We start from the raw sequence: 12,936 nt of genomic DNA on the forward strand, positions 1-12,936 counted from the left end.
GACGAGACAATATTTTACCGACAACATTTGTACAGACAGTTCTGGTGTCATAAGACAAACGCCGCACGGATGCCGCCATTCCGGCGGAAAAAACCCTATCTCAATTACACAAAACATGGGCAATTTCATCAAACTCAACATCGGTACGCGCCTGGCCGCCGGCTTCGCCCTGACGCTTCTGATGACCGTCATCATCGCTACCGTCGGCGTCTGGCGCCTGAACCAGGTCGCCCACGAGACAGAGGCGATTCTGGCAGAACCGCTGGCGAAGGAGCGCATGATCGCCGAGTGGTATACCCAGATCTTCGCCGCCGTGCGCCGCACCGCCGCCATCGTCAAGAGCAGCGACCCGTCGCTGACCGAGTTCTTCAAGGAAGACTCGGCCGCCACCGGCAAGCTGTCGGCCGACCTGGTCAAGCAGATCGAACCGTTGATCAGCGGCGACGACGAAACCGCCCTGTTCAAGTCGGTCATGGAACACCGCGCCGCCTACAGCAAGGCGCGCGATGGCGCGGTCAAGGCCAAGGCCGAAGGCAACGTCGAACTGGCGGAACAGATCCTGACCCAGCAATTCAATCCCACGGCCAAGGCCTACCAGGAACGCGTGAAGGAACTGGTCGACCTGCAGCACAAGCGCATCGCCGCCAGCGCCGGGCTGATCGCCAGCACCGCGGCCCGCGGCAACGTCGTGATCGGCTCGCTGGCCGCCGGCGCCCTGTTGCTGGGCGGCGTGTTCGCCTGGCTGCTGACCCGCTCGATCACCCGTCCGCTGCGCCAGGCGGTGCACGCGGCCGAACAGGTGGCGGCCGGCGACCTGACGGTCGAGATCGACACCAGGGCGACCGATGAAACCGGCGCCCTGCTGCGCGCGCTGGGCCATATGAATACGTCCCTGTCGAAGATCGTCGACGAAGTGCGCAGCGGCACCCAGACCATCAGCGGCGCCTCGAGCGAGATCGCGGCCGGCAGCTTCGATCTGTCCAGCCGCACCGAACAGCAAGCCGCGGCGCTGGAAGAAACCGCCGCCTCGATGGAAGAACTGACCGGCACCGTGCGCCAGAACGCCGACAACGCCCGCCAGGCCAATCAGCTGGCGATCGCCGCCTCGAGCGTGGCCACCCAGGCCGGCCAGGCGGTCGACCAGGTGGTCGCCACCATGGGCTCGATCAACGATTCGTCGCGCAAGATCGTCGACATCATCGCGGTCATCGACGGCATCGCCTTCCAGACCAATATCCTCGCGCTGAACGCGGCCGTGGAAGCGGCGCGTGCCGGCGAACAGGGCCGCGGCTTCGCGGTGGTCGCCTCGGAAGTGCGCACGCTGGCGCAGCGCTCGGCCGCCGCCGCCAAGGAAATCAAGCAGCTGATCGGCGACTCGGTCGAAAAGGTCGACACCGGCACCAGGCTGGTCGACCACACCGGCGCGACGATGCGCGAAGTGGTCGACTCGATCCAGCGCGTGACCGACATCATGGGAGAAATCTCGTCGGCCAGCCAGGAACAGATCACCGGCATCGATCAGGTCAACCAGGCCATGGGCCAGATGGACAATGCGACCCAGCAGAACGCGGCGCTGGTCGAGGAAGCCACCGCCGCCACCGCGGCGCTGCAGGATCAGGCGCAGCGCCTGGCGCAGGTGGTCGATGTGTTCAAGCTCGATGCGCGGTATGTGACCCCGGCGGCGCCGGTGGTTGCGGTGAAGCGTCCGCCCGCACGGCCGGCGTTGGCCAAGCCGGTGGCGCGTGCGGCGGCCAAGCCAGCACCTGTCGCCAAGCCGGCAGCCGCCAAGGCCACCGGCAAGCCTACTGCACCAGCCAAGGTCAATGAGGCAGAATGGGAAGAGTTCTGACCGTCTCTCGCCGCTAAATGAAGCCGCCGTCCCTTTTCAGGCACGGCGGCTTTTTCATTGGCTCCGGCTTTCCAGCTGTTCCCTCACGTAGGCCAGCCACCTGTCGTCTGGATTGGGCTGGCCGCGCACGGTTTCGATGTACTCGAAGCTGCGCCAGGTGGCGGGCCTGCCGCGGAAAATCAAATACATTTCGCCGATCTCGAAGTTCGGTCGCAGCACGCAGTCGGAATCGTTGTACAGGCGTCCCCCTCCACGTTCCCAGAACTTTTCATCACTGTGGTCAAGGGATGACGGCGGCGATCGCGTCTCTCCCGCCGCGCCAACGACAATGAACCGCTGTGCGGGGAAGCCCCGGATGCGCTCTTGCACTTCGAATTCGTATTCAACGGTCAGGCGTCCTCCACCTCCGCGGATCGATGTGGGCGTCGCTCTGACGACTTTGGCGACGGAGACATCCGTGGCCATGGCGATCTGCGCTTCAGGTGTGACCATCTGCTCGAGTGGAGGCGCGTAACAGGCGAGGCTGGATGGACTTGCCAGGATGCCGAGCAGCAAAGTAGCGTACAGTTGGCTCTTCAAGAAAGTTGTTGATGGCGGTGCGAACACTTTGCCTCTCCTGTGGGCTGGACAGTTCATGCTAGCAGTCGCCTGCCTCATCAAGATGCGCGCACTGTCACATCCCGGCTGAAACAGACGCAACTCGTGTGTTGACATTCCATTCACCCCGCCGCATACTTGCCGTTGATGTTAGCGTTATCATTCAAGGCACGGTGGACGTTTCCTCTCCGTCGTCGCACAAAAAATACACACGGAGACAAACCATGCTCAAGCGCGCGCCTGAAGCCCTGGTTCCTGAAGAAAAAAGCATCGGTCATGCTCTCGGCTGGCGCGAAAAGCTCAGCTATGGCGTAGCCGATATGGGCTTCAATTTTTATTGGGCCAATATCGCGACCTTCCTGCTGATTTTCTACACCGACACCTTCGGCATCTCGGCGGCCCAGGCTGCCACCCTGCTCGCCTCGATCAAGCTGATCAACGCCTTCACCGACCCGCTGATCGGCGCCGCCGCCGACCGCACCAGCACCCGCTTCGGCAAGTTCCGCCCCTATCTGGTCTGGATGTCGATCCCGCTCGGCGCCGCCGCTGTGCTCACCTACACCACGCCCGACCTCGACGCCGACGGCAAACTCGTCTGGGCCTACGCCAGCTACCTGGCGATGATGGTGTTCTACACCTGCGTCAACATCCCCTATAACGCGCTGTCCGGCGTGATGTCGGCCGACCCGCAGGAGCGCTCGACCATCAACGGCCTGCGCTTCATCTTCGCCTTCGCCGGCTCCACCCTGGTAACGGCCGCCACGCCGGCCATGGTGGGGTGGCTGGGCGGCGGCGACGATGAACGCGGCTGGCAGCTGACCATGGTCGCCTGGAGCATCGCCGCCGCCCTGATGTTCCTGATCACCTTCGCCAACACGCGCGAGCGGATCGCCCCGCCGCCCGGCCAGAAGAGCGACGTGCTGCGCGACATTCGCGACCTGGCCGCCAACCGTCCCTGGGTGGTGCTGTTCGTGCTGGCCCTGGTGATCATGGTGACCATCACCCTGCGCACCACCACCTCGGCCTATTACTTCAAGTATGTGGTCGAACGCCCCGAGCTGATGGCGAGCTTCGTGCCGACCTATATGATCTTCGCCGCCATCGGCGCCGCCTGCACGCCGCTCATGACCCGCTTCGTCGACAAGAAACTGCTCATGATCGTGCTGATGAGCGCGACCGCCGTTTTCTCGGCCGCCTTCTTCCTGATTCCCAGCGACCGCATCGACCTGATGTTCGCGCTGCAGGCGGCCACCGGCTTCGTGCTCGGCCCCAAGTCGCCGCTGGCGTTCTCGATGTATGCCGACACCGCCGACTACAACGAATGGACCACCGGCCGCCGCGCCACCGCCATGACCTTCGCCGCCGCCACTTTCTCGCAAAAGCTCGGCACCGCGGTCGCGGTGAGCGTGATCGGCGCCGTGTTCACCGCGCTGGGCTACGTGCCCAATGCCGCGCAGACGACCGGCTCGCAGGCCGGCATCGTGTGGCTGATGTCCTTCGTGCCGGCCTCGTTCGCCCTGCTGGCGGTGCTGGTCATGTGCTTCTATCACCTCGACGGCAAGCTGCTGGCGCGCATCCAGCTCGAGCTGGCGGCGCGCAAGGCGGCGCCATGAAAACATTGGAGACTCCATCCATGCTGCACCCGCAAGACGACCGCTACGTGCTCACCAGCCCCACCGCGATGCCGCAGGCCGGCGGCTTCCTGTGGAACCGCAGGATGATGATCCAGTCGACCTGCCGCGGCTATGCCACCGCCCAGTTCATGCAGCCGGAGCCGAGCAAGTATTCGCATGCGCCGAACATGCAGGCCAAGTCCTTCATGCAGCCGGAGCAGCACTACTACGCCCACCATCCGGGCCGCTTCTTCTACGTGAAGGACGAAGACACGGGCGAGCTGTTCTCGGCGCCCTACGAACCGGTGCGCGGTGGCGTCGACCGATTCGAATTCTCGGTCGGCCGCCACGACCTGCGCTGGACCGTCGAGAAGTTCGGCATCCGCATCGAACTCGTGCTCAGCCTGCCGGTCGACGACGTCGCCGAGCTGTGGTCGATGGATGTGACGAACCTGTCGGACCGCCCGCGCCGCATCAGCGTCTACCCCTATTTCACGATCGGCTACATGTCGTGGATGAACCAGTCTGCCGAGTACCGTCACGACCTGGGAGGCATCGTCGCGTCCAGCGTCACCCCCTACCAGAAGCTGGAAGACTATTTCAAGAACCGCCTGTTCAAGGACCGCACGGTGCTGCTGTGCGAACAGGCGCCGGATGCGTGGGAGGTTGGCCAGATCGCCTTCGAGGGCGAAGGCGGCCTGCACGCGCCGTCCGCGCTGGCCGGCGAACGCCTGGGCTGCGGCGACGCGCGCTACGAGACGCCCGCCGCCGTGGTCCAGTACCGGCTGGCGCTGGCGCCAAACGAAGCGGCCACGCGGCGCTTCCTGTTCGGCCCCGCCTTCGACGATGCCGAGATCGCGTCCCTGCGCGACACATACCTGAGCGAACAGGGTTTCGCCGCCGCCGCGCGCGACTACGCGGCCTATATCCTGGAGGGCGAAGGCGTGCTGCGGATCGCGACCCAGGACCGCGAGCTCGACAACTTCGTCAACACCTGGCTCGCGCGCCAGGTCTATTACCACGGCGACGTCAACCGCCTCTCCACCGACCCGCAGACCCGCAACTACCTGCAGGACAATATGGGCATGGCCTTCGTCAAGCCGGCGGCGGCGCGCGCCGCCTTCCTGCATGCACTGAGCCAGCAGGAAGCCAATGGCGCGATGCCGGACGGGATCCTGCTGTTCGAAGGCGCCGAACTGAAATACATCAACCAGATCCCGCACACCGACCACTGCGTGTGGCTGCCGGTATGCCTGCGCGCCTATCTCGACGAAACGGGCGACGACGCTATCCTCGATGCGCCGGTCGCCACCCACGACGGCGACGTGAAAACCGCGTTCGAACGCATCTCGCTGGCGATGGACTGGCTGTTGCAGCGGCGCGATGCGCGCGGCCTGTCCTATATCGAGCAGGGCGACTGGTGCGATCCGATGAATATGGTCGGCTACAAGGGCCGCGGCGTCTCGGGCTGGCTGACGGTGGCGGCGGCTTATGCCCTGAACCTGTGGGCCGACGTGTGCGCCGCGCGCGGCGACGCCGCGTCGCTGACGCGCTACCGCGCGGGCGCCGAAGCGATGAACGGCGCCGCCGAAGCCCATCTGTGGGACGGCGCCTGGTTCGCGCGCGGCATCACCGACGACGACGTCAAGTTCGGCGTCGCCAGCGACACCGAGGGCCGCATCTACCTGAACCCGCAAAGCTGGGCCTTCCTGTCGGGCGCCGCCAGCGCCGAACAACGCGCGCTGATGTTGAAGGCGATCGACGAACAGTTGCGCACACCCTACGGCGTGCAGATGTTCGCGCCGCCCTACAGCGCCATGCGCGAGGACGTCGGCCGCGTCACGCAGAAGCATCCCGGCTCGGCCGAGAACGGCGCCGTCTACAACCACGCCTCGGTGTTCTACATCTACAGCCTGTACACGATCGGCGAAGCCGACCGCGCCTTCGACGCGCTGCGCAAGATGATTCCCGGCCCGGGCCTGGACGACTATCTGCAGCGCGGCCAGCTGCCGGTGTTCATCCCCAATTACTACCGCGGCGCCTACAAGGAATATCCGCGCACCGCCGGGCGCTCGAGCCAGCTGTTCAACACCGGCACCGTGGCCTGGGTCTACCGCTGCCTGATCGAGGGGCTGTGCGGCCTGAAGGGCGACCTGAAAGGCCTGACGGTGGCGCCGCAGCTGCCGTCCGGCTGGGATGGCATGACGGTGACGCGGCGCTTCCGCGGCGCGACCTTCGAGGTCGACATCAGGCGCGGCGCGGTCGACCGGGTCGAGGTGACATGCGATGGTGTGGCCCTGCCTGCGGCCCGCGTCGACAACATCGAAGCGGGCCGCACATACCGGCTTGAGGTAAGAGCGCCCTAGATTACTGCATCGTGTGCGTCTGCTGCTGCGTATCCACCGCGAAGCCGCGTTGCGCGTCCCAGTAGGTGAACCAATACCGCACCACATCCCCGATCTTCAGCCCGCCCGCCGTGTACGTGTTGTTGGCGCCGCTGAGCTGCATCCGCACGTTCTGCTGCGCCCCGTTATTGACGGTGTAGTGCACGTCGGCCCAGCCGCCGGTGGTGGTGCGGAACTGCAGCATCGTCGACGAGGTCTGGCTGACCGAGGTCGGGCCGCTCGGCTCCGGCTGCGGCGTGGCGCCGCCGCCGCCCGACTCCCACACGATGTCGTCGATCGCGAACTGGAAGCTCGATGACGGCAGCGCGCCGTCGATGCTCGAGATCATGAAGATGTCGTGAAGCGACTGCGCCGCAACCAGCGGCCCGAGCAGGGTCGAGACGGGAATCGAGGCCTGCGCCCACTGCCCGTTGCGCGTCAATCCATAGGCGGTGGTATTGGCCGGGAAGTTGACCCAGTTCTGGTTCGTGTAGGTGTCGCCGATGCCGATCCTGAAGCCCACATTGGCCGGGATCCGGATGCGGAACTTGACGGTGCCGTTAGCGCGGTAGTTGCTCAGGTTGCGCGCCTGGCGCGCCTGGATGCCGCCGCCGAACCACTGGCCCGGCGTGGTGTAGTTCCAGGCGATGACGTTGTTGCCCTCGAACGGCGCGGTGTTGCCGGCGCCGGTGGAGGCGGCGTTCCACAGGAAGATGTCGGAGCTCGTCCCCGCCACCAGCTTGTTGTTGACCGCCGTGGTGTCGGTGAACACGCCGAACTTGCCGGCTACTTCCGGCACGGTCTGGTCGCCCAGCTTCACCTGGCCCTTGCCGTCCATCTGATAGACGCGCACGTAGTCGACGTACATGGTGGCGGGCAGCGGCGCCGTGACCTGGCCCGGGTTGGCGGCGTCGGTAAAGTTGCCGCCCACGGCCATGTTCAACAGCAGATAGAACGGCGCCTGCAACGCGCTCGAATTGACCGGCAGTGGCGCGTTGTACATATTGTGCTCGACGCCGTTGTCGACCGTCGTGAAGCGCATCTGGCTCTCGTCCCAATAGAAGCGGTAGGTGACGAAGCGGTTCGCGAGCGAATTCTGGGGCACGTACCAGTTCTTGGTCTGCCACGCGGTCGAGGCGGCGCAGCTTTCGTTGCCGGGCACGCAGGCGGCCTGCTGCCAGGTGATCACGTTCGAGCCGACGAAGTGGTTCGACGACGGCGCCCCGCCCTCGGCGCGGCCGGACGCCTTGTGGCCCATCTCCATGATGTCGATCTCGCCGTTGCGCGGCCAGGTCTGCGGACTGACGCCCAGCATCCACGCGGCCGGCCACAAGCCGGTGCCGAGGTTCGGCGTGGCCATGCGCACCTCGATCATCCCGTACTGCACCTGCACCTTGTTCTTGGTGTCGAGCCGGGCCGAGGTGAAGACATTGCTGCCGATCGTCTGGCTGCGCGCCTGGATCGCCAGCGCGCGCGTGCCCGATTCGAAAGGCACGTTGACGATGCTGGCGTTGTTGGGGCTATAGTACTGCAGCTCGGCATTGCCGTAGCCGCACAGGCCGATCTGGCAGCCGTTACCGTCCTGCAGGTTCCACACGCCGGTGTTCACGCTGTTGCCGTTGAACTCGTCCGACCACAGCAGCTGGCCGATGACCGGATTGGTGACGCTGGCCGCGGCCTGCGCGCCGCAGGCCAGCAGGATGCCGGCGGCGATTGCGTGGAAAGGTTTCCATCTCGAGCCATATTTCTGGTTCTGGTTGTTCACGTCGACTCCTCTTATCTCACTACAAGAAATGCGGCCGTGCCGGTTGGCCGTGCCGCGGCTTGCCAACTTGCTCGTTGGTCTCGAATGATGTCGTGCGGATTCGTGTGGAATACGGGATTGGAAACCTTTCCAAACCGGAAAGTAAAATATAGTCTGATTTTCTGGACGTGTCCATTCGATGCGAATGGTGCGTGCGCGATTACCCCGCCGGCATATGCATGCGGCGGGGAAGCGGGTGGCGCTGCTTATGCGCGGACGCTGGCGAGGATTTGCGCGACCAGTTGTTCCTGGCTGTCGCGGATGTCGAGGGTAATGCCGGCTTCGTCCGGCTGCAGGGGTTCGAGCGTGCTCAGCTGACTGTCGAGCAGCGATGGCGGCATATAGTGGCCGGGGCGATTGCTGACGCGCTCCAGGAGCAGGCTGCGCTCGCCGGCCAGGTGCGCGAAGCGCACGTCGCCGCCGGCGCTGCGCAGCAGGTCGCGATATGCGCGCTTGAGCGAGGAACACGACAGCACCGCCCCGCCCTCGCGTGCGGCGAGCTTGTCGCGCAAGGTCAAGAGCCAGTCGCGGCGATCGTCGTCGGTCAGCGCGGTGCCGGCCGTCATCTTGGCGATATTGGCCTGCGAATGGAAGGCGTCGCCCTCGATGAACGGCACGCCGAGCGCGGCGGCCAGCTTTTCGCCGATGCTGGTCTTGCCGCAGCCGCTCACGCCCATGACTACCCAGGCCGTTCCCTTGTTGTCGTCTCGCGCTTGTGTCGTCATTTCCCTATGTTAACGCTAACATCGATATGGGCGATTGTAGCGTCTACGCACGAAGGATGTAAAGCGGTCATGCACCACGGTTGGGCGGATGCGCGCTGTCAGTGCCTGTCGACGAAAATCGCGGGCGCTGTCCTGCCGGTGCTTGCCGACGCAAAAAAGCGTGTTTCGTCTTTGAAATGAATGACTTGGCCGCGCACGATTCCGGATGGCACAGCTCTTGCTGTTGACAATGCTCAAGCATCGTCATGCCCGCCTCGCCGTTTCATTTTTTGCGTCATCACCACTACCAGGGATCTTCGCCAATGAAAGATGAGAATCTGTACCGCCCTTATTCGACCGAGTCTTCACTCAACGGCTGCCCCTGCGGCAGGCATGGTTCCCAGGACGAGCACGATCGCGAAGCGCAAGCCGCCAGGCTGCGGCGCGCCGGCGATGCCGAAGCGCTGTCCGGTGACTTCGTCGAGGCGGCAGCGGTGCGCGCCCTGTTTCCGCATGAAGCGACGCGCCGCAACCTGATCAAGGCGGTGGGCGCGCCGACGCTGATGGCGGCGATCGGTTCGCTGCTGCCGCTGGCCAGCCTGCAGGCCAATGCGATGGAAAAAACGGGCGCGCTCGAGAAGAAGGACCTCAAGATCGGCTTCATCCCGATCAACTGCGCCACGCCCCTGATCATGGCCGACCCGATGGGCATGTACAAGGCGCAGGGCCTGAACGTCACCCTCAGCAAGACCGCCGGCTGGGCGCTGGTGCGCGACCAGATGATCAACCGCGAGCTCGACGCCTCGCACTTCCTGGCGCCGATGCCGCTGGCGATGTCGATCGGCCAGGGCGGCACGCCGCAGCCGATGCGCGTCGCCACCATCCAGAACATCAACGGCCAGGCGATCACGCTCGGCCTCAAGCACAAGAACAACCGCGACCCGCGCAACTGGAAGGGTTTCAAGTTCGCGATCCCCTTCGAGTACTCGGTCCACAACTTCCTGCTGCGCTACTACCTGGCCGAGCACGGGCTTGACCCGGACCGCGACGTCCAGCTGCGCGTGACGCCGCCGCCCGAGATGGTCGCCAACCTGCGCGCCGGGAACATCGACGGCTTCCTCGGCCCCGATCCGTTCAACCAGCGCGCCGTGTTCGACCAGATCGGCTTCATCCACATTCTCACCAAGGACATCTGGAACGGCCATCCCTGCTGCGCCTTCGGCGCCTCGCAGGCCTTCATCGACCAGAACCCGAACACCTTCGCCGCGCTGTACCGCGCCATCCTGAATGCCACCGCGATGGCGCACAAGGCCGGGAACCGGGCCGAGATCGCCAAGGCGATCAGCAAGCCGGCCTACCTGAACCAGCCCGAGACCGTGGTGCTGCAGGCGCTCTCCGGCCGCTTCGCCGACGGCCTGGGCAAGGTGCGCAACGAGCCGGACCGCGCCGACTTCGACGCCCTGCCCTGGTATTCGATGGCGACCTGGATGCTGACGCAGATGAAGCGCTGGGGCTACCTGAAGGGCGACGTCAACTACAAGGCGCTGGCCGAGCAGGTGTTCCTGCTGACCGATGCGCGCAAGCAGATGGCGGCCCTCGGCATGCCGGCGCCGGCCGCCGCGGCAAGCGGCTACCGACCGTTCACGATCATGGGCAAGACCTACGACCCGGCCAAGCCGCAGGCCTACCTGGACAGCTTCGCGATCAAGCGCGCCTGAGTTGGAACGAAAGAATCCATGCACAAGCAAATGAAGTTCAAGGCGGCGCTGCTGTCGCTGGCGCTGCTGCTGGTCTTGCTCGGCGTCTGGCATATCGCCACCGCGCCGCGCGCCGCGGCGCCGGTGGCGGCGATGAGCGCCGAGGAAGCCGAGTACGCGGCCCTGATGGGACAGGCGCCGGTGGCCGCCGCGGATCCGGCGCCTGCCGCCGGCAGCGGCTTTCCCACGCCGTCGCAGTTCGCGCAGATAGCGGGCGGCCACCTGGCCGACCCGTTCTACGATCGCGGCCCGAACGACCGCGGCGTCGGCATCCAGCTGGCGCATTCTCTGGTGCGCGTCGCCCTGGGCTATCTGCTGGCGATGCTGGTGGCGATCCCGCTGGGCTTCGTGATCGGCATGTCGCCGCTGCTGTACCGCGCGATCGATCCGTTCATCCAGGTGCTCAAGCCGATCTCGCCGCTGGCCTGGATGCCGATCGCGCTCTACACGATCAAGGATTCGTCGATCTCGGGCATCTTCGTGATCTTCATCTGCTCGATCTGGCCGATGCTGATCAACACCGCCTTCGGCGTGGCCGGCGTGCGCAAGGACTGGCTCAACGTCGCGCGCACGCTCGAAGTGTCGCCGCTGCGCAAGGCCTTCCTGGTGATCCTGCCGGCGGCGGCGCCGACCATCATCACCGGCATGCGCATCTCGATGGGCATCGCCTGGCTGGTGATCGTCGCCGCCGAAATGCTGATCGGCGGGAACGGCATCGGTTACTTCCTGTGGAACGAGTGGAACAACCTGTCGCTGGCGAACGTGCTGTTCGCCGTGCTCATGATCGGCATCGTGGGCATGGCGCTGGACCTGATGTTCGCCGCCCTGCAAAAGAAGGTGACCTATGCCGAATGACCGCTTCGTCCAGGTGGACGGCCTGGCCAAGACCTACCGCGCCGGCCAGCCGCCGGTGTTCGAAGGAGTAACCTTCGCGATCGAGCGCGGAGAGTTCATCTGCATCATCGGCCATTCGGGATGCGGCAAGAGCACCATCCTGAACGTGCTGGCCGGGCTCGAAGCGGCCAGCGCCGGCACCGTGATCATGGATGGCCGCGAGGTGACCGGCCCCGGCCTGGACCGCGGCGTGGTGTTCCAGAACCACGCCTTGCTGCCTTGGCTGAGCGTGGAAGACAATATCGGCTTCGCCGTGCGCTCGCGCCATCCCGACTGGCCGCGCGACAAGGTGCGCGAGCACGGCGCGCGCTTCATCGAGATGGTGGGCCTCTCCGGCGCGGCGCGCAAGAAGCCGGCCGAGCTCTCGGGCGGCATGAAGCAGCGGGTGGGCATCGCGCGCGCCTTCGCGGTCGAGCCCAAGATGCTGCTGCTGGACGAGCCGTTCGGCGCGCTCGACGCCCTCACCCGCGGCACGATCCAGGACGAGCTGCTGGGCATCTGCGCGGCCACGCGCCAGACCGTCTTCATGATCACCCACGACGTCGACGAGGCGATCCTGCTGGCCGACCGCATTTTCTTGATGAGCAACGGGCCCCAGGCGCGGATCGCCGAGATCGTCGTCAACACGCTGCCGGCCGACCGCAGCCGCGCCACGATCCACCGCGATCCGCAGTTCTACAAGATCCGCAACCACCTGGTCGACTTCCTGGTGCGCCGTTCGAAGATGCTGCAGCAGTCCGGCGCCGACGGCGCCGAGCCCTCGGCGACGCGCATCGTACGTCCCGGCCTGGAAGACGATGCCGTGCCCGCGGCGCCCGACCACTACCCTGCCCGGGCTTCGGCCTGAGCGTTCGCCTTTACCCAATCGATGGAGCCAAACATGATTTCATGCCGTGAAGACGTCACCAAGATGATCCTGTCCGCCAAGGTCCGCAAGGGCATCAAGTGGCGCGACGTGACCGAGGCCACCGGCCTGTCGAAGGAATGGACCACCGCCGCCTGCCTTGGCCAGATGACCTTGACGAAGCCGCAGGCCGAGGCGGTCGGCAAGATCTTTGAACTCTCTGACGAAGCCATCGCCTGGCTGCAGATTGTGCCCTACAAGGGATCGCTGCCGACGGCGGTGCCGACCGATCCGCTGATCTACCGCTGGTACGAGCTGGTGAACGTGTACGGCACCACGATCAAGGAACTGATCCACGAAGAGTTTGGCGACGGCATCATGAGCGCCATCGATTTTTCGATGGACATCCAGCGCGCCGAAGATCCGAAGGGCGACCGCGTCAACGTGGTCTTGTCCGGTAAATTCCTGCCCTATAAGAGCTATTGAATCA

At 65.2% G+C, this 12,936-nt stretch carries 10 protein-coding genes; 7 read left to right on the top strand and 3 right to left on the bottom strand.

From position 1 onward, the window contains the following. Window positions 1-115: 115 nt before the first annotated feature. On the top strand, window positions 116-1,849 hold the full coding sequence (locus KY496_RS12215) for a methyl-accepting chemotaxis protein (protein ID WP_219864908.1): 1,734 nt from the start codon (window positions 116-118) through the stop codon (window positions 1,847-1,849). Between the two features lie 54 nt (window positions 1,850-1,903). Here the strand turns inward: KY496_RS12215 and KY496_RS12220 are convergent, their stop codons facing one another. Beyond that, window positions 1,904-2,455: a hypothetical protein gene (locus tag KY496_RS12220; protein WP_219864909.1), complete on the bottom strand. Its 552-nt coding sequence runs from the start codon at window positions 2,453-2,455 to the stop codon at window positions 1,904-1,906. Window positions 2,456-2,670: 215 nt separating this feature from the next. On the opposite strand from KY496_RS12220, the gene KY496_RS12225 reads away from it, so the two are divergent. After that, window positions 2,671-4,059 carry an MFS transporter gene (locus KY496_RS12225; RefSeq protein WP_184239229.1) on the top strand — a complete coding sequence of 463 codons (1,389 nt, stop codon included), beginning with the start codon at window positions 2,671-2,673 and terminating at the stop codon, window positions 4,057-4,059. 20 nt (window positions 4,060-4,079) lie between these two features. Beyond that, window positions 4,080-6,425 (top strand): GH36-type glycosyl hydrolase domain-containing protein, encoded by a 2,346-nt coding sequence (locus KY496_RS12230; protein ID WP_219864910.1) that lies wholly within the window; start codon window positions 4,080-4,082, stop codon window positions 6,423-6,425. 1 nt (window position 6,426) lies between these two features. Here the strand turns inward: KY496_RS12230 and KY496_RS12235 are convergent, their stop codons facing one another. Both KY496_RS12235 and KY496_RS12240 read right to left on the bottom strand, forming a co-directional pair. Then, window positions 6,427-8,208: a family 16 glycosylhydrolase gene (locus tag KY496_RS12235; protein WP_219864911.1), complete on the bottom strand. Its 1,782-nt coding sequence runs from the start codon at window positions 8,206-8,208 to the stop codon at window positions 6,427-6,429. A gap of 245 nt (window positions 8,209-8,453) precedes the next feature. After that, on the bottom strand, window positions 8,454-8,972 hold the full coding sequence (locus KY496_RS12240) for a gluconokinase (RefSeq protein ID WP_219864912.1): 519 nt from the start codon (window positions 8,970-8,972) through the stop codon (window positions 8,454-8,456). A gap of 302 nt (window positions 8,973-9,274) precedes the next feature. Here KY496_RS12240 and KY496_RS12245 point away from each other — a divergent pair, with 302 nt between their 5' ends. Genes KY496_RS12245 through cynS form a run of 4 tightly spaced genes read left to right on the top strand, consistent with a single transcriptional unit; the run spans window position 9,275 to window position 12,932 of the window. Continuing rightward, on the top strand, window positions 9,275-10,669 hold the full coding sequence (locus tag KY496_RS12245; RefSeq protein ID WP_219864913.1) for a CmpA/NrtA family ABC transporter substrate-binding protein: 1,395 nt from the start codon (window positions 9,275-9,277) through the stop codon (window positions 10,667-10,669). Window positions 10,670-10,687: 18 nt separating this feature from the next. Continuing rightward, window positions 10,688-11,563 (top strand): nitrate ABC transporter permease, encoded by an 876-nt coding sequence (gene ntrB / locus KY496_RS12250; RefSeq protein ID WP_219864914.1) that lies wholly within the window; start codon window positions 10,688-10,690, stop codon window positions 11,561-11,563. Next, window positions 11,553-12,449: an ABC transporter ATP-binding protein gene (locus KY496_RS12255; protein ID WP_219864915.1), complete on the top strand. Its 897-nt coding sequence runs from the start codon at window positions 11,553-11,555 to the stop codon at window positions 12,447-12,449. Before ntrB ends, KY496_RS12255 begins: the two co-directional genes overlap by 11 nt. Window positions 12,450-12,482: 33 nt before the next feature. After that, the gene (gene cynS, locus KY496_RS12260; RefSeq protein ID WP_219864916.1) at window positions 12,483-12,932 is read left to right on the top strand and encodes a cyanase; all 450 of its coding nucleotides are present in this window, start codon (window positions 12,483-12,485) and stop codon (window positions 12,930-12,932) included. The last annotated feature ends 4 nt before the right edge of the window (window positions 12,933-12,936 follow it).

Origin of the sequence: Massilia sp. NP310 (assembly GCF_019443485.1) — a bacterium.
Lineage (GTDB): Bacteria > Pseudomonadota > Gammaproteobacteria > Burkholderiales > Burkholderiaceae_D > Telluria > Telluria timonae.